Genomic DNA, 17,449 nt, shown 5'->3' on the forward strand with positions numbered 1-17,449 from the left:
CGTAGACCGGGGCTGAACTGGCCATACGCTGAATCACGTGGGCACAGCCTAGAACTCGGCTGTCCGGTTTGTCTGGGGACCCCGGTGGCTCGCGCCACATCGATCAAGATCACAATGGGTTGTGAAGGTGCTCACAGTCGGATGGTTCCCGGCGCGTCGCGTGTCGGTGGGCCGGATCACGCAAACAGTACGGGCGTTATGCAAAACTGCACGTCAGCGCTACCGGTGAGTAGATTCCGCCGCTGCAATTCGCAAGCAAATTTCGCAGACTTAGCAAAAGGTAGGCGAAAGCTAGCGGCGATTCACACTTGCAACAGGTAGACGCACATTTTTTCCTGTGCCATCGTGTGGAAGTACACCCCGCGGGCCTAACAAGTCTGCGAATTGCCGCTCCAGCAGTGGTCGAACAACGCGAGTGGATCGACCGGCGGGGCAACCGAGACCGAACGAAGAAGTGGAGTCAGAGATGTCGAACGTCGGCACCCCGAAGACCGCTGCGGAACTCCAGCAGGATTGGGACACCAACCCCCGCTGGAAGGGCATCACCCGCAACTACACGGCCGATCAGGTCGTGAAGCTGCAGGGCACCGTTGTCGAGGAGCACACCCTCGCCCGTCGTGGTGCCGAGATCCTCTGGGACCTCGTCAACAACGAGGACTACATCAACTCCCTGGGCGCCCTCACCGGCAACCAGGCCGTGCAGCAGGTCCGCGCCGGCCTGAAGGCCATCTACCTGTCCGGTTGGCAGGTCGCCGGTGACGCCAACCTGTCCGGCCACACCTACCCGGACCAGTCGCTGTACCCGGCCAACTCGGTTCCGGCCGTGGTGCGTCGCATCAACAACGCGCTGCTGCGCGCCGACGAGATCGCCAAGGTCGAGGGTGACACCTCGGTCGCCAACTGGCTGGCCCCGATCGTCGCCGACGCCGAGGCCGGCTTCGGTGGCGCGCTGAACGCCTACGAGCTGCAGAAGGCCATGATCGCCGCCGGCGCCGCCGGCGTGCACTGGGAGGACCAGCTGGCCTCCGAGAAGAAGTGTGGCCACCTGGGCGGCAAGGTGCTGATCCCCACCCAGCAGCACATCCGCACCCTGACCTCCGCGCGTCTGGCCGCCGACGTCGCCGACGTGCCGTCGGTCATCATCGCCCGCACCGACGCCGAGGCCGCCACCCTCATCACCTCCGATGTGGACGAGCGCGACCGCGAGTTCCTCGACGGCACCCGCACCCCCGAGGGCTTCTTCGGTGTCAAGAACGGCATCGAGCCCTGCATCGCGCGTGCCAAGGCCTACGCCCCCTACGCCGACCTCATCTGGATGGAGACCGGCGTGCCGGACCTCGAGGTCGCGCGCAAGTTCGCCGAGTCGGTTCGCAGCGAGTTCCCGGACCAGCTGCTGGCCTACAACTGCTCGCCGTCCTTCAACTGGAAGGCGCACCTGGACGACGCCACCATCGCGAAGTTCCAGCGCGAGCTGGGCGCCATGGGCTTCAAGTTCCAGTTCATCACCCTGGCCGGCTTCCACTCGCTGAACTACGGCATGTTCGACCTGGCCTACGGCTACGCCCGCGAGGGCATGACCGCCTTCGTCGACCTGCAGGAGCGCGAGTTCAAGGCCGCCGCCGAGCGTGGCTTCACCGCCATCAAGCACCAGCGTGAGGTCGGCGCCGGCTACTTCGACACCATCGCCACCACGGTCGACCCCAACACCAGCACCGCTGCGCTGAAGGGCTCCACCGAAGAGGGCCAGTTCCACTGAGAACCCACCAGCGGCTCGAATTGATTTGAGCCGCAACAGGTTCTGAGAACAGCCCCGGGGCGGCCGTCGCATCACACCGTAAGCCGCCCCGGGACCTGCCCTTCCCGTCGACAGCCCCGGCGGGGAGGGCATTTTTCTAATAACTTCAAACGCAAGACCTTACGAAGGCGCAGGGTCTCCATACGACGCCTTCAACCACGAGCCTTGACGGCCAACAACAGCAGGAGCGGGACGTGAGCAACGAAAAGATTCAGCGCGTCGGCATCATCGGTGCCGGACAGATGGGTGCGGGTATCGCCGAAGTCTGTGCTCGGGCGCATGTCGATGTCCTCGTTTTCGAACAGACCCGTGAGTTGGCCGCTGCCGGGCGTGCCCGCATTCTGCGGTCGCTGGACCGCGGGGTGTCCAGTGGCAAGATCACCGAGCGGGAGCGCGAGCAGGCCGCCTGGCGGCTGCGCTTCACCTCGGATCTGGGCGATTTCGCCGACCGTCAGCTCGTGGTCGAGGCCGTGCTCGAGAACGAAGAGGTGAAGACCTCCATCTTCGCCGAGCTCGACAAGGTCGTGACCGACCCGAACGCGGTGCTGGCCTCCAACACCTCCTCCATCCCGATCATGAAGATCGCCGTGGCCACCAACAACCCCGAGCGGGTCGTGGGCATGCACTTCTTCAACCCGGTTCCGGTGCTGCCGCTGGTCGAGCTGATCACCACGCTCAAGACCTCGGACTCGGTCACCAAGCGCGCCGAGCAGTTCGCCTCCGACATCCTCGGCAAGCAGGTCGTGCGCTCCGCCGACCGCTCCGGCTTCGTCGTCAACGCGCTGCTGGTGCCGTACCTGCTCTCCGCGATCCGCATGGTCGAATCCGGTTTCGCCACCAAGGAAGACGTCGACAAGGCCATGGTGCTGGGCTGTGCCCACCCGATGGGCCCGCTCGCCCTGACCGACCTGGTCGGCCTCGACACCGTGAAGTCCATCGCCGACTCCATGTACTCCGAGTTCAAGGAGCCGCTGTACAGCGCTCCGCCGCTGCTCATGCGTATGGTCGAAGCGGGTTTGCTGGGCAAGAAGACCGGCGCGGGCTTTTACCAGTACGACCGCAAGTAATCGGCACGCGGGTACAGGTTTGCTGGACCCCCGCGACGCATAAGCTGGCAAACAGAAGGGCCGGTGACACCGGCCGGCCCACTCCGGGCTGAGCAACGCCCGGTACACAGGGCGCAAACTGTGCGGCGTCCACCTCTGGTGGGCGCCGCACAGGCAACTAAAGGAGGAGTGGCGCGCTCATGGCCAACGTCACCGACGGCTTCGGATCGAGCATCCTGGGCTACCCACGCATCGGTCAGCATCGGGAACTCAAGCGGGCGCTGGAGTCCTACTGGCACGGCACACTCTCGCGCGACGAATTGGTCGCCGTCGGCCGGGAGATTCAAGAGAGCCAGTATCTGGAGCTGGCCGCCACCGGGCTCACCCAGGTGCCCGGCAACACCTTCTCCTACTACGACCACATTCTCGACAACGCGCTGCTGTTCGGCGCGGTCCCCAAGCGGTTCGAGGCCGAACGAGAAGCCTTGCACCCCTTGGACTTCTACTTCCTGATGGCGCGCGGCCGGCCCGACCTGCCGCCGCTGGAGCTGGTGCGCCTGCTGAACACGCCGTACCACTACCGGCAGCCCGAACTCGATCTCGACACCGAATTCTCGCTGCACCCCGAGGCACTGCTCGAGGAGTTCGACCGCGCCAAGGCCGCCGGCATCGAACTGCGCCCCGTGGTGCTCGGCCCGCTGTCGCTGCTGCTGCTGTCCAAGACCGGACACGTCCCGGGCGAAACCGAATTCGACAAGCTGGTGCTGCTCGACAAGCTGCTACCGGTGTACGAGGAACTGTTCGAGATCCTCGCCAAGCGCGGAGCCACCTGCGTGCAGTTGGACGAACCCTGCTTCACCAGCGACCGGTCGCCGTCCACCATGGAGCTGTTCGAGAAGACCTACCAGCGCTTCGGCAAGGCCCCGCTGCGCCCGCGCATCCTGGTCACCGGCCAGTACGGCGACTTCGGTGAGGCCATCGAGATCCTGGCGCGCACCAAGATCGAGGCCATCGGACTCGACCTGGCCAGCTACCGGATCGTGCCCGAGGAACTCGCCAAGATTCCGGGCATCTCGCGCAAACGCCTGTACGCGGGCGTGATCAGCGGCACCAATGTGTGGCGCGCCGACCGCTACGTGACGCTGGAGTACCTCAACGCGCTGTCCAAGGTGTGCCCGGACATGGTGGTGTCCACCGGCGCGACCCTGCTGCACGTGCCCTACGACCTGCTCGTCGAATACGACATCGAAGACAATGTCGCCGACCGGCTCGCCTTCGCCAAACAGAAGGTGCTGGAGGTGGTTTCGCTCGCGAAGGCCCTTACCGAAGGCCCCTCCGAGAAGTGGCGCAAGAAGCCGACTTCCGTGCACTTCAAGCAGAAGCACGCGGTGCGGCAACGCGTTTACAACGTGACCCCGCAGATGCGGGAGCGCGAACCCTACGAGACGCGAAAACTGGCGCAGCAGAACAAACTTCAGCTGCCGCTGGTGCCCGCCACCACCCTGGGTTCCTTCCCGCAGACCAATGCCGCCCGGCAGGCGCGCTACGAACTCGGCCAGGGGCGGCTGTCCTACGACGACTACCGCAAGGTCATCGAGGCCGAGATCGAGTCGACCATCCGCCTGCAGGAGGACATCGGCCTCGATGTGTTCGTGCACGGCGAGCACGAGCGCAACGACATGATCCAGTACTTCGCCGAACTGCTCGACGGGTTCGCGACCACCCACTTCGGCTGGGTGCAGGTGTACGGATCCCGGTGCGTGCGACCGCCGATCCTGTACGGCGACGTGGCGCGCCCGGAGCCCATGTCGGTGTCCTGGACCGCCTACGCGCAGTCGCTCACCGACAAGCCGGTCAAGGGCATGGTCACCGGGCCGGTCACCATGATCGCGCGCTCGTTCGTGCGCCAGGACCAGCCGCTGTTCGAGACCGCCGACCAGGTGGCGCTGGCCATCCGGGACGAGGTCGTGGACCTGGAGAAGGCGGGCATCGCCATCATCCAGGTGGACGAGCCGTCCATTCGTGAGCTGCTGCCGCTGCGCGCCAAGGGGCGCGCGGAATACCTGCGCTGGGCCGTCGGGGCGTTCAAGCTGGCCACGGCCGGGGTGCGGCCGGAGACGCAGATCCACACGCACATCGGCTATTCCAGCCGCAGCGACGTGGTCGCCGCCATCGACGAGCTCGATGCCGACGTCACCGCGATCGTCGCGACCCGGTCCATCGAATGGGTGCTCGAGGCGCTCACCGAGGACTGCGCCGAAGGCCACGGCCTCACCCACGGCGTCGGCCCGGGTGTGTACGAGAGCCGGTCGGCCCGCATCCCGGATATCGACGAACTGGACGAGTTGCTCACCGCTGCGGCGAAAGCCGTTACCCCGCAACGGCTCTGGGCCAACCCGGACGGCGGTCTGAAGACCCGCCACCACTGGCAGCTGGATCCGTCGCTGCGCAATCTGGTCGCGGCAGCGCGGCGCGTGCGCCGGCGGGCCGAAGCCCAGGAGGCGGGCGAGTAATTCGCTGAACCATCGACAGTGCGGCGGCACCGGACGGGATCCGGTGCCGCCGCACTGTTTCGTCGCACCGACGCATACCTCTCAGTCTTCTGGGCAGACGGTTACAGAGAATGCGAGTTACAGAGAAAGTTCGACCGATGAGCCCAGACATCACGGTGACCGCGGACGGCGGCGAGGGCGGCGGGGCCGCACTGGATCAGGTCGCGGTGCTGACCGGTTCGGCCATTCTGATCGCGGCCGGCGTACTGGCCGTGGGATACCTGCATCGCACCCGGCGGATCAGCTGGCTCGGCAACCTCGCCGACGGACTCGGCCGCTGGTCCAACCGGCCCGGATGGGTGGCGCTGCCGCTGACTGTCTTCATCACCACCATCCTCACCGCCATGCTCGGCTTCATCTGGGACGTCAGCCTGCACATCGGACAGGGCAGAGATGAAGGGCCGCTGGCGAATCCGGCGCACTACTTCATCATGATCGGGCTGTTCTTCCTGTTCGTCGCGGGCATGCTGGCCGTGCTGCTGCCGCTGGACGAGAAGCCGGGACCCGCCGCCGTACGGCTCACCCGGAACTGGCACGCACCGGTCGGCGGGCTGCTCATGGCGGCCGCCGGACTCTACGCGCTGCTCGGCTTCCCGCTCGACGATATCTGGCACCGGCTGTTCGGGCAGGACGTGACGCTCTGGGGGCCAACACATCTCATGCTGATCGGCGGAGCCGGACTGTCGCTGGTCGCGGTGCTGCTGCTGGAACTCGAGGGCCGCGCCGACCGACCCGACCCGGACCGCACGGACGGGGTGTGGCTGTGGCTCGCCCGATCCTTCGCCTTCGGCGGCCTGCTGATCGGGCTCTCGGTCTTCCAGGTCGAATTCGATTTCGGGGTACCGCAATTCCGGCTCGTCTTCCAGCCCATGCTCATGGTGGTCGCGGGCGCGGTGGCGCTGATCGCGGCGCGCTACACCCTCGGCAGGGGTGGCGCGCTGGTCGCGGCGGTCTTCGCGGTCGTGGTGCGCGGGGTCATCGCGGTGCTGGTCGGCCCCGTACTCGGGGCTCCGGACAATGTGTTCCCGCTGTACCTGGGCATGGCGGTGGTCGTCGAACTGCTGGGTCTGCTGCCGCTGCTCGGCAAACCGCTGTGGTGGGGTGCGCTCACCGGACTCGCGGTCGCCACCGTCGGGCTGTGGCTCGAAAACCTGTGGGTGGCAGCCATGTTCGTCGATACCTGGCCCACCGGAATGTGGCCGGAGGCGCTCGCCATGGCGGTGCCGGTGGGTGTGGCGGGCGGCGCGGTGGCGGTGCTGCTCGGCATGGTGCTGCGGGGTGAGGCCATGCCCGGTCCGGCGCTGCGCCGCGGAATCGTCATCGGTGCGGTGCTGATCGTGGCCGCCGCCACCGCCAATGGCCTGCGCATGCAGGTGCCCGAAAATGCCACGGCCACAGTGCGATTGACCGATGTGGCGGGCACCGGCGACGGCCGGATGGTGACCGCCGACGTCACGGTCGCGCCGGTCGACGCCATCGGATCGGATCCGGAGTGGGTGCAGATTCTGGCCTGGCAGGGCGGCACCGGATCGGCCAATCCCGGACGCGGTCTGGTCGTCGATCACCTGCGCGAGCTCGAGCCCGGCCACTACGCCAGTACCGCACCGGTTCCGGTATCGGGCACCTGGAAGACCGTGCTGCGCGTGCACGATGGCCGCACGCTCACCGCGATCCCGGTCTATCTGCCCGACGATCCGGCCATCGGCGCGCACGCCGTCCCCGCCCTCGGCGAATTCACCCGCCCCTTCGCCGCGGAAGTCACTGTGCTGCAACGGGAGCGAACCTTCGATCATCCCGCCTGGCTCTACACCGGCGCCTGCCTGATCGTCCTCCTCTGCTCACTGCTGCTGATCGGGGCGCTGTCCTGGGGCGCGGCGCGCCTGGCCCACGCGACGGCCGCGGCTACTGCGCATCCACGGCGAGCATCCCGAACCGGCTGACCTGCGCGTGATGCGCCCCGTCGGCGCTGGTGATCACGACTTCGGTCGGATTGGTGAGGGCGATGCAGCAGAAGTTGTCCCGATCCTGCTGCACGCTGACCGACAGCAGGCGACGCCTGTTGACCTGCTGCCACTCCTCCATGCTCTCGTACAGTCCGCGCATGGTCGGTTCTTCGAAGTAGACGAGGTTGTGCTTATTGGTTTCCGGCATGACCAATCATGGGCCGGATGCCGTCACGATTGCTTCACGAATCGCGGGATAGCTTGGGGTCCACAATATTTCGAGCCGATTCGACAGTAGGGGAACCATGAACGACAAGGGCGACCGCACCGAGGAGCCACAGCCGAACAAGGAGCACCACGAGTCGGCCGACGAGAAGGGCGATCAGGTGCACGGCCCGCAGCCGTGGAAGTCCACCCGGTAGTGGCGAACAACGCAGCCGGACCTGACCGGCCCCGGGCGTGGGGCCGGTTAGCCTGTGGGCGAATTCCGTTCGCAGACAGGAGTACCACCGTGGGACTGTTCGACAACCTGAAGGATGCCGCGGGCAAGGCCGCCGACCTGGCGGCGCAGCATGCGGACAAGCTGGATCCCCTGGTGGACAAGGCGGGCGACCTGGTGGACCAGCGCACCGAGGGCAAGTACGCCCAGCACGTGGACAAGGTCCAGGACGCAGCCAAGAAGGCGCTGCACGAGCAGGCCGAGAAGTAGGGCACAGGGCAGGCGGGGGCAGTAGGCGGGTTACTCCTCATCGAGCACCGACGGCCCCATCGCCGCCGGATCCCCTACTGCCGCAGCGCCTTTCGTGGCTTCATCGCCACGCTTTCGGAAAGCTCGCTCACCGGTTGTGGCCGCCGTTGTTGTTGTAGCCGTGGTCGCGCTGGTACCAGTCCTTGTAGTGGCTCCAGCAGTAGTCCCAGTTGTAGCCCCTGCTGTTCTTGTCGCAGTAGTAGTGGTACCAGTAGTTGTCGTCGCGATCGGTGGCGGCGGGGCCCGCGCCCGCCGGGAGGGCGGAGGCCACGCCCGCACCCACGGGGAGGGTGAACAGGGCCGCGGCCAGGACGGTGACGAAACGCTTGGCGGTCATGCGATGAGCTCCTAGTGCTTGCTTCGGGGGTGTTTCCCTTGCAAGCAATAGTGCTGATCAGCGCGACTTTTCTCTGTCATCCGGTTGGCGCTGGGAGTGTGCCGGCGCCGACACAACGTCATAGCGGCGGATGTAGGCGCCGATGAACGCCTGGGCGGTAGCCGTCACCGGAATGGCGAGCAGCGCACCGGTCGCGCCGAACAGCGCCGCCCCGGCTATCACCGCGCCGAAGGCCACCGCCGGATGCATGTCCAAGGTGGTGGCCGTGATTCGCGGTTGCAGCACGTAGTTCTCGAACTGCTGGTAGAGCACGATGAAACCGAGAATCCACAGCGCGGTGCGCGGACTCTGCGCCAGCGCCACGATCACCGGCAGCGCACCGGCCAGATAGGTGCCCACCGTCGGAATGAACTGCGAGACGACGCCCACCCACAGCGCCAGCGCGAACGCCTGCGGCATGTCCAGGAACCGCATGGCCAGGTAGTGCGCGATGGTCGAGCACAGGGCAAGCAGTGCACGCGAATACAGGTAGCCGCCGGTCTTGTCGACCGCGATGTCCCAGGCCCGCAGCACATGCTTCTGCTTGGCCGGCGGCAGCACCGAACACACCGCATTGCGGAATCGGGGCCCGTCGGCGGCGAAGTAGAAGGTGAACAGCAGCACGCCGAGACCCTGGAACAGCACGCCCAGCGCGGTCGTGCCGATGCCCCAGACGTCCCCGGCCAGACCCAGCACGTAGTCCTCCAGCGACGAGCTCATCTCGGTCGCCTTCTTGGTGATGTCGCTGCCCGAAAGATCGGTGTTGAACGTCGAATTGATCCAGTTCACCGCGTCTTCGGCGTACTGCGGCGCATTGTTGATGATGGCCGTCACCTGATCGACGATCAGCTCACCCATGGTCCACACGAACGCGACCAGCACCACCAGCAGCAGCAGGAACACCACGCCCGTCGCCGGTCCGCGCTTCCAGCCGCGCGCCGCCAGCCAGTTCACCGCCGGTTCGATGGCGAAGGCCAGGAACAGCGACACCACCAGAACCGTCAGCAGCCCTTGCAGTTTCGTGATCGCCCAGAACGCGGTGAAGATGCCCGCGACCGTGACCGCCGCGAGCAGGTAGGCCCGCGGCAGCCACGGCGGAATCAGATTCGAGACGGGGACCGGTGTCGGTTCGTCTGCGTCGGGTGCTGGATCTTCCTCGGCCACAGGGCCAACGTAGTCCGGCCCCGGCGATCCGTCCCGGAACGGCGTGTCACATGGTGGCGGCGTCGATGACGAAGCGGTAGCGCACGTCGCTGGCGACCACCCGGTCGTAGGCCGCGTCGATCTGATCGGCCGAGATGACCTCGATCTCCGCGCCGATGCCGTGCTCGGCGCAGAAGTTCAGCATCTCCTGGGTCTCGGCGATGCCGCCGATCATCGAGCCGGACAGCGAGCGGCGGTAGCCGGCCAGGGTGAACGGCTTTGCCGCGAGCGGGTTTTCGGGCAGGCCGAGAATGACCAGGGTGCCGTTGAGGCGCAGCAGCTTCAAGTAGTTGTCGATCGGCAGATCCGCCGACACGGTATTGAGGATCAGGTCGAAATGGCTGCGCAGATCCTTGAAGGTCTGGCGCTCGCTGGTGGCGTAGTAGTGCTTCGCGCCGAATTTCTCGCCGTCGGCCTGCTTGCTCAGTGAGTGACTGAGCACGGTGACCTCCGCGCCCATGGCGGCGGCGATCTTCACGCCGATGTGCCCGAGCCCGCCCATGCCGATGATCGCGACCCGCTTGCCCGGACCGGCGTTCCAGTGCCGCAGCGGCGAGAACAGGGTGACCCCCGCGCACAGCAGCGGCGCGGCCACATCCAGGCCGATGCCCTCCGGGATGGAGACCACGAAGTTCTCGGTCACCACGATCTGCGTGGAGTAGCCGCCGAGGGTGTATCCGCCGGGCTGGAGTTCCTCGGAGACCCGCGTGTTGTAGGTCATGGTCGAACCGGGGACGCAGTAGTTCTCGTCGCCCGCCATACACGCCTCGCACTTCCCGCAGGAATCGACCATGCAGCCCACGCCGACCCGATCGCCCACCTGATGCTTGGTGACGGCGGAGCCGACCGCCGCCACCAGGCCCGCGATCTCGTGGCCGGGCACGCACGGATAGCTGGTGCCGCCCCACTCGTCGCGGGCGGTGTGGATGTCGGAGTGGCAGATGCCGGCGAACTTCACGTCGATCAGCACATCGTGCGGTCCGAGTTCGCGGCGCTCGATGGCGAGCTTCTCGAAGGACCCGTCGGGCGCGGATACGGCATAGGCGGCAGCAGTGCTCATGGTCTATGCCTACTCGCGCATGGGTCGGATCTCCAAGGGTCCGTCCGAAATCTCACGCTCGGCGCGGCGTGTGAGAAACCCGGCAGACCCTCGGCATGCTGGGACGATGGCGATTCTGCTGGCATTGGTGTCGATGTGCTCGACGCTCATCGGCGGGCTGGTCGCGGTGCGCATCGGCGACCGCAAGCGGCTGGTGCTCGGGCTGGCGGCCGGGGTCATGCTGGGGGTGGTGGCGTTCGACCTCATGCCCGAGGCGCTCGAGGCGGATACGCGGGTGGCGCTCGGGGTGCCGGTGCCGCTGCTGGCCGCGGTGGTCGGGTTCTTCACCGTGCACATCATGGAGAAATCGGTGGCGCTGCACAGCGGGCACGAGGACGAATTCGGTTCGCACCACCACGATTTCGCGACCGTCGGGATTCTGGCGGCGTCCGGGCTGGTGTTCCACAGCTTCCTGGACGGGCTCAGCCTGGGGTTCGGATTCCAGGCCGGTACGACAGTCGGGGTGGCGGTGGCCATCGCGGTCATCTCGCACGACTTCGCCGACGGCTTCAATACCTTCACCATCACCACGCTGTACGGGAACGAGAAGAAACGCGGGCTGATCCTGCTCGCGGCCGATGCCGCCGCACCGGTAGTGGGGGCGATCGTGGGCACGCTGGTCAAGGTGCCCACCGAACTGGTTGGCATGTACCTCGGGTATTTCGCGGGGTTCCTGCTCTATCTGGCCACCGCCGACATCCTGCCCGAAGCGCACGCCGGGAAGCCGTCGAAATGGCCGCTGCTGTGCACGCTCGCCGGTGTGGGATTCATGTTGGCCGTGGCCGCTTTGAGTCACTGACGGCCAATGCCACCGAGCCACTGGTGAATTGCGGCGACGCAGAACGGGTATTGCCGCGAAGAACACCGAACGGGCACGCTGTCCTGGTACACCAGAAGGTACAGCCGTCCAGATGCCGGTGGGGCGAACGAGAGTCGGAGGCGTTCATGCGCGACGAGACCCTTCTTCGCACCCCTCCGCAAGGCCCACGCCGAGAAGGCCGGGGCGGACGCCTGCTCGCCCTGTTCTTCGCCGCCGTCCTCGGCGCCACCGCATTCCTCGGCTACCACGGTGATCTCGCCCGCTGGACCCTGCGCGAGGACTACACCACCGCCATTCTCATCACCCCGCCGCTACCCCCGCTCGACACCGAACTGGTTGCGGGCGTGGTGGAACCGGCCCTGGTGAACGTGAATTCGACGGTCCGCCCGTTCGGGCTCGGCGCGGCCGGATCCGGCATCGTGCTCACCGCCGAAGGACAGGTGCTCACCAGCCATCACGTCATCAAAGGCGCGGAGACCGTGTCGGTTTCCGATATCGGCACCGGCGCGACCTATCCGGCCCGGGTGCTCGGCTACGACTCCGGCTCGGATATCGCGCTGCTCGAACTCACCGGCGCGGACGGGCTGCCCGCGGCCCGCATCGGCACCTCGGCCGTGCTGCGGCTCGGCGACGAAGTGCTCGCCATCGGCAATGCGGGCGGCACCGGATCACCCACCGCGGTCGGCGGGCCCATCACCGGGCTGGACAACAGCATCGTCGCGCGCAATTCGTCGGATCTGAGCCGGAAACAGTTGCGCGGCATGATCGAAGTGTCGGCCGCCGTCGCGGCCGGGCAGTCCGGGGGAGCGCTGGTCGACCGCTACGGCGCGGTCATCGGCGTGGTCACCGCCGCCTCCGGGGACCTGCAGAAGACCCTGGGCCGCGGACCCAACGGCTACGCGGTGCCCATCGACACGGCCATGCACATTGTCGAGCAGATCCGTTCCGGCACACCGACGGACACCGTGCACATCGGCCCGACCGCGGTCCTCGGCGTCATGACCGTCGACTCGCAGCGGCCCGCCGGGGCGCGCATCGAATTGACCGTGCAGGGCCAGCCCGCACAGGCGGCGGGGCTGGCCGAGGGCGAGGTCATCACGGCCGTGGACGGCCGTGCCATCGAGAGCGGGCAGGCGCTCAAGGCGGCGCTCAATACCTACAAACCCGACGATGTGGTGCGGCTCAACGTCACCGAACCGGGTGGGGCGCAGCGGACGGTGAGCGTGACGCTCACCGTCGGCCCGCCCAATTAGCTTCCCGGAGCTAGAGTTTCGAACTCCAGTAATCCTGGAACTGGATGTACACGATCAGGATGACCACGGCGTAGTAGACGGCGACCATGGTCCACCGCCACTCCACCACCACCTGCACGAACCCGCGCGACCTACCCCACAGCAGGCCGGTCACCAGCGCCAGCAGCGGCGGCACGACCGCCCACACCACCATGCACCACGGGCACAGCGCGTGAATCGTGAAGACCGCGTGGTAGATCAGCCAGCAGACCGCCACCGTGCCCAGCAGCAGCCCGAACCACAGCCCGCCCCACACCCAGCGCGGGAAACCGATGCCGACCACCGCCAGCACCCCGAGCGTGACCACCACGCTGAACCCGACCACACCGATGATCGGATTCGGGAAACCGAAGAACGCGGCCTCCGACGAATCCATCACCGTCGTACACGAGACCACCGAATCGATGCTGCACAGCGGCTTGTAACCGGAATCGGTGAGGCTCTTGAACTTTTCGACGAGCAGCGTCACGGACGCTCCCCAGCCGAGCAGCCCGAGCAGCAGCACGGGCCACGCGGACCGGGGTGGAGCCGAGATCATCCCTTCGCCGCGCTCTCGATCACCGCGGTCATGCCGTCCTTGGTCATCGGCGGCTGGATCTGCTGGCCGTTGACGTACACGGTCGGCGTGGACTTGATGCCGGTCGCGAAGACGGACTTGGTGTGGTCCATGACCCAGGAGGTGTACTTGCCCTCCTTGATGTCCTTCTCGACAGCGGGATCGGTGTACCCGGCGGACTTGGTGATCTCCAGCAGCTTGTCCTCGGTCATGCCGTCACTGCCCTCGGCCGGCTGGGCCGCGAACATCTTGGTCACCCAGTCCTGGAACTTGCTGCGGTCGGCGGTGGCCACCACATAGGCGGCCGCGGCGGCGCGCTGCGAGTACAGATTGCCGTTCGACACCTGGTTCAGGAAGCTGATGATGTTGTATTCGACTGCGGCGGAACCGCTCTGGACGGCCTTGGTGAGGGCGTCCGAATTGGCCTGCTCGAACATCTCGCACGCCGGGCACTGCAGGTCGGCGACCAGCTGCACGGTCACCTTCTTCGAACCCTCCGGCGGGTTGGCACTCGCATTCTCGATGCGAATGGCGCCGCTGTCGGTGAGGTTCGGCGGGACCGCCGCGGCGGCCTCGGAATTCCAGTTGGCGTCGATGGCCTGGCCGTCCTTGTCGGACTTCTTGTTCATCACCCCGACGCCGATGGCCACCACCAGGCCGATGAGAACCGCGGCCACGCCCACCTGGATCAAGATCTTGCGGTTGCGATCGGCCTGGTCCGCCTTCGCCAGCGGATTCTTGCGATCACCCGGTTTGCTGCTCACCTGCGCGCTCACCACGCCTTTCGTCGTCACGAATCTCGGGCCCATCTTCGCCCGACAACCTGAGAACTCCTTGTGATGGTGCACCATGACGCGGCGCACGCCGAAGGGACATTTGTCAGTTTTGCCAGCTGGCAGGCCGAAATCCACCGCGGTGAGCGGCGTGTATCACGCCTTCGCCAGGCGCTTTTTCTGCTCGTCGATATCGAACTGCGCGGCGGGCCAGTCCAGTTTGAGATTCTGCAGAGCCTCGATGAGCAGTTCGGTGACGGCCAGCCGGGAGTACCACTTGTGGTCGGCGGGCAGTACGTGCCAGGGGGCGTAATCGGTGTCGGTGCGATCCAGCACCGCCTGATAGGCCTCTTGATACGCGGGCCAGAAGGCGCGCTCGTCGATATCGGCCGGATTGAACTTCCAGTACTTGTCGGCGCGCTCCAGCCGCTGCATGAGGCGCTTCTTCTGCTCCTCCAGCGAGACGAACATGGCCACCTTCACCACGGTCGTGCCCTCGTCGACCAGCTTGCGCTCGAACTTGTTGATCTCGTCGTAGCGCTTGCCCCACACCTCCGGCGGCACCAGCTCGTGCACCCGCACCACCAGCACGTCCTCGTAGTGCGAGCGGTCGAAGACGCCGATCTGACCGCCCTTGGGCAGCTGCTTGCGAATCCGCCACAGAAAGTGATGCTTCTTCTCCTCGGCCGTCGGCACCCCGAAGGCCGCGTGATCCACGCCCTGCGGGTCCACCGAGCCGATCACGTGCCGCACGATGCCGCCCTTGCCCGCGGTGTCCATGCCCTGCAACACCAGCAGCACACTGCGGGTGTCACCGGAACGGCCGTTGGCGTACAGCTTCTCCTGCAGATCCGACAGCACCGCCTGGCGTTCCAGCAGCAGTTCCGCACCGGCGCGCTTGTCGCCCTTGAAACCGGGAGTCGCCGAGGTATCGAGCTCGGCGACCCGCACACCCGCGGCGCGCAGGGCCTTCGAAGCCGGTTTCGACCAGGTAATCGCCTTCGCCATTCGTCGGGTTTAGCACGGTCCGCACGGGCGTGGTTGCGGACTCGCCGAATCAGACACGCGCAAGACGCATGAGGTGGTCGGCGAGTTCGGCATCGGTGACCGGGGTCAGGGTGAGATCGGCGGCCGTGGTGAGCAGATAGCGGCCGTCCCCGGAGAAATCCAGCCAGGTGCGGTGCCGGGTGGGCGGCGCCAGCGGATTCGCGGGTTCGACTGTGACCGTGATGAATCCGCGCCCGTCCACCGGCTGGCGGAGTTTGCTGCGGAAGCGGCCGGCGCCGTCGGCCTCACCGGCCCGCTCGTGCAGCACCGCGGCATGCGGTTCCCGCATGGTCTCCGACCGGCCCGCCGGCGCTGAACCGATGATCTCCACGAGTTCGCGGCCCAGACTCTCCGCCGGGCGCACCAGCACGGTGACGGCATCGGGCTGGGCGATGAGAATGCCCGCCCGCTGCTGGGCCACCGCCGCGAAGGCGAGAATCCGGCGCGGCTCCGGACCGGCGGTCTGCTCGCCGTACAGGGTTATGGTGGTGGTGTCGCTGCGCGCGCACAGAATCAGTGCGGCCGCCAGATCCGGATCGGTGCGGCGCAGGTAGCGATGCCGCAGCCGCGGGGAATCGCAGTCGGTCTCCGGGGACAGGGGAAGTCCGTCGAGCGGGTACGGCCGGCGTTCCATATCGGTCTCACGCGCCCAGACCAACGCGAACTCATCCGGGGTCAGAATCCATTTCACAGCGTCCGACCCCCAGTGGAATCGGGGCCTGCCGATCCTGACCCGATGTCCTGTGCGGACATATCGGGTGTCCCCCCTTTCTTCGGTTCGACCCTCCGTCCCGATCGCGACCCTACCGGAGAGAATCTGCGGGCGCGCCCCCTCGCAGACCACCCCCCATCCCCCACCCACAAAAATCCTGCAGAAAGCCGAGGGAGCTCTCATGGCGGGGAATCGGACAGATTCCCGCCACCAGAGCTCCCTGATCTCGAACGACCGCCGGGGTCAGGCGGGCGCGACCTCGATGGTGATGTCGGCGGCGCGCAGGCGCTCGGTGAGGGCGTCGCCCATGGCCGAGGCCGGAGTGAGGATGCCCGCGAGGTCGGGCAGCTTGTCGAAGGCCAGCGCCAGGCCGGACTGGCCGAGCATGACCGCGGTGGCCTGGTAGCCGGGGTCGCCCTGACCGGCGAAGGTGCAGACGTACTTCGCGCCGGAGGTGGTGTTGGCGAAGGTGCGCATGGTGAACCAGCCACTGCGACGGGACTTTTCGCTCGGGCCGGTCCCGGGCTTGGGGACCACGCGGTCGAGCAGCTTGCGGCCCACCGCGACCCGGGAGAGCACCGCGCCCGCGGCCATGGTCGCCACGATGCCGCCCGCGATGCCCGCCGCCACCAGCGGTGCGGCCGTGGAAGATCCGACGCTCATGACCTCGCGGTAGCGGAAGTTCTTGCCGTACGGCCAGCCGAGCAGGCCGTTGGAGCGGCGCACGACCTTGGTGTTGTGCGCGGCCATGACGAAGGTGGCCACCCAGCCGTCCAGACTCGGATCGATCGCCGACGCCCGGGACAGCGCCTGATCGGTCTGACGACCGACATCCGGGTCCATGGACTTGTCGGGGCTGAGCGAATACGGGTGCGCCATGATCGAACCCTTGGACGGGTCGGCGGCGATGGCCTCCATCATGGCGCGGCCGGAATCGACCGTGCCGCCGGAGACGCCGCCCTTGAGCCAGGCCACCAGGGTGGTGTCGGTGAGCTCGCCGGTGTTGTCCTCGACGCTGCGCTGGTAGAGCTGATAGACGCTCAGATCCGACGGAATCGAGTCGTAGCCACAGGAATTCACGATCTTCGCGCCGGTCTCGACGGCCCGGTCGCCGAAGCGGTCGATGCACTCGCGGATGAACAGCGGCTCACCGGTGAGATCGGCGTAGTGCGTGCCGTGCTCGGCGCAGGCCTGCGCCAGCGGCAAACCGTAGCGCAGGTACGGGCCGACGGTGGTCACCACGACCCTGGTCCGCGCGGCCAGCGCGTCCAGGCTGGCCTGATCTGTCGAATCGGCCTGCACCAGCGGCCAATTCGCGGCCTTCGCGCCCAGTTCGGCGCGCACGGCCGCCAGCTTCTCCGGTGATCGTCCGGCCAGCGCGATGCGCGCCCCGGCGGGCGCGGCCTCGGTCAGGTACAGCGCGGTCAGCTTGCCGACGAAACCGGTCGCACCGAATAGCACGAGATCGAATTCCCGCTCTGCCATTG

At 66.9% G+C, this 17,449-nt stretch carries 16 protein-coding genes; 7 read left to right on the forward strand and 9 right to left on the reverse strand.

What is annotated here, in order from left to right; genetic code table 11:
- The first annotated feature begins 466 nt into the window (after nt 1-466).
- The 4 genes from aceA (at nt 467) to H0264_RS08055 (ending at nt 7,333) form a co-directional block, all read left to right on the forward strand.
- The gene (gene aceA / locus H0264_RS08040) at nt 467-1,756 is read left to right on the forward strand and encodes an isocitrate lyase (protein WP_067716784.1); all 1,290 of its coding nucleotides are present in this window, start codon (nt 467-469) and stop codon (nt 1,754-1,756) included.
- Between the two features lie 233 nt (nt 1,757-1,989).
- Nucleotides 1,990-2,862 carry a 3-hydroxybutyryl-CoA dehydrogenase gene (locus H0264_RS08045; protein WP_181583385.1) on the forward strand — a complete coding sequence of 291 codons (873 nt, stop codon included), beginning with the start codon at nt 1,990-1,992 and terminating at the stop codon, nt 2,860-2,862.
- Between the two features lie 179 nt (nt 2,863-3,041).
- A complete protein-coding gene (gene metE / locus H0264_RS08050; protein WP_181583386.1) occupies nt 3,042-5,354 on the forward strand; it encodes a 5-methyltetrahydropteroyltriglutamate--homocysteine S-methyltransferase in 2,313 nt (770 codons plus the stop codon).
- A 110-nt stretch (nt 5,355-5,464) separates the two neighbouring features.
- A complete protein-coding gene (locus H0264_RS08055) occupies nt 5,465-7,333 on the forward strand; it encodes a hypothetical protein (RefSeq protein ID WP_420832043.1) in 1,869 nt (622 codons plus the stop codon).
- Here H0264_RS08055 and H0264_RS08060 read toward each other — a convergent pair.
- The gene (locus H0264_RS08060) at nt 7,296-7,544 is read right to left on the reverse strand and encodes a hypothetical protein (RefSeq protein ID WP_181583388.1); all 249 of its coding nucleotides are present in this window, start codon (nt 7,542-7,544) and stop codon (nt 7,296-7,298) included. The two genes, H0264_RS08055 and H0264_RS08060, sit on opposite strands and share 38 nt — an antisense overlap.
- Nucleotides 7,545-7,847: 303 nt before the next feature.
- Here H0264_RS08060 and H0264_RS08065 point away from each other — a divergent pair, with 303 nt between their 5' ends.
- Nucleotides 7,848-8,045, forward strand: coding sequence for an antitoxin (locus H0264_RS08065; protein WP_244976132.1), 198 nt, complete (start codon nt 7,848-7,850; stop codon nt 8,043-8,045).
- 127 nt (nt 8,046-8,172) lie between these two features.
- Here the strand turns inward: H0264_RS08065 and H0264_RS08070 are convergent, their stop codons facing one another.
- From H0264_RS08070 to H0264_RS08080, 3 genes are read right to left on the reverse strand one after another with little or no spacing between them, the layout of a single operon-like run.
- Complete coding sequence (locus tag H0264_RS08070) at nt 8,173-8,421, reverse strand: hypothetical protein (protein ID WP_181583389.1); 249 nt, start codon at nt 8,419-8,421, stop codon at nt 8,173-8,175.
- A 57-nt stretch (nt 8,422-8,478) separates the two neighbouring features.
- Nucleotides 8,479-9,624 carry an AI-2E family transporter gene (locus tag H0264_RS08075; RefSeq protein ID WP_181583390.1) on the reverse strand — a complete coding sequence of 382 codons (1,146 nt, stop codon included), beginning with the start codon at nt 9,622-9,624 and terminating at the stop codon, nt 8,479-8,481.
- A 46-nt stretch (nt 9,625-9,670) separates the two neighbouring features.
- Nucleotides 9,671-10,723 carry an NAD(P)-dependent alcohol dehydrogenase gene (locus tag H0264_RS08080; protein ID WP_181583391.1) on the reverse strand — a complete coding sequence of 351 codons (1,053 nt, stop codon included), beginning with the start codon at nt 10,721-10,723 and terminating at the stop codon, nt 9,671-9,673.
- 106 nt (nt 10,724-10,829) lie between these two features.
- On the opposite strand from H0264_RS08080, the gene H0264_RS08085 reads away from it, so the two are divergent.
- Together H0264_RS08085 and H0264_RS08090 are read left to right on the forward strand one after the other, a co-directional pair.
- Entirely contained in the window at nt 10,830-11,561 is a 732-nt protein-coding gene (locus H0264_RS08085; RefSeq protein ID WP_181583392.1) for a ZIP family metal transporter, read from the forward strand.
- 146 nt (nt 11,562-11,707) lie between these two features.
- Nucleotides 11,708-12,835, forward strand: a complete 1,128-nt coding sequence (locus H0264_RS08090; RefSeq protein WP_181583393.1) for a S1C family serine protease — start codon at nt 11,708-11,710, stop codon at nt 12,833-12,835.
- 10 nt (nt 12,836-12,845) lie between these two features.
- Here H0264_RS08090 and H0264_RS08095 read toward each other — a convergent pair whose 3' ends face one another.
- The 5 genes from H0264_RS08095 to H0264_RS08115 all read right to left on the reverse strand — a co-directional run bounded on the left by H0264_RS08095 (nt 12,846) and on the right by H0264_RS08115 (nt 17,447).
- Complete coding sequence (locus tag H0264_RS08095) at nt 12,846-13,412, reverse strand: vitamin K epoxide reductase family protein (RefSeq protein WP_181583394.1); 567 nt, start codon at nt 13,410-13,412, stop codon at nt 12,846-12,848.
- The gene (locus tag H0264_RS08100) at nt 13,409-14,239 is read right to left on the reverse strand and encodes a thioredoxin domain-containing protein (RefSeq protein ID WP_244976133.1); all 831 of its coding nucleotides are present in this window, start codon (nt 14,237-14,239) and stop codon (nt 13,409-13,411) included. The genes H0264_RS08095 and H0264_RS08100 overlap by 4 nt, the downstream gene beginning before the upstream one ends.
- Nucleotides 14,240-14,359: 120 nt before the next feature.
- Nucleotides 14,360-15,211 (reverse strand): polyphosphate kinase 2 family protein, encoded by an 852-nt coding sequence (locus H0264_RS08105; RefSeq protein WP_181583395.1) that lies wholly within the window; start codon nt 15,209-15,211, stop codon nt 14,360-14,362.
- Between the two features lie 49 nt (nt 15,212-15,260).
- The gene (locus tag H0264_RS08110; RefSeq protein WP_181583396.1) at nt 15,261-15,941 is read right to left on the reverse strand and encodes an ESX secretion-associated protein EspG; all 681 of its coding nucleotides are present in this window, start codon (nt 15,939-15,941) and stop codon (nt 15,261-15,263) included.
- A gap of 264 nt (nt 15,942-16,205) precedes the next feature.
- Nucleotides 16,206-17,447: a saccharopine dehydrogenase family protein gene (locus H0264_RS08115; RefSeq protein ID WP_181583397.1), complete on the reverse strand. Its 1,242-nt coding sequence runs from the start codon at nt 17,445-17,447 to the stop codon at nt 16,206-16,208.
- Nucleotides 17,448-17,449: the final 2 nt, after the last annotated feature.

Source organism: Nocardia huaxiensis (genome assembly GCF_013744875.1).
GTDB classification, from domain to species: domain Bacteria; phylum Actinomycetota; class Actinomycetes; order Mycobacteriales; family Mycobacteriaceae; genus Nocardia; species Nocardia huaxiensis.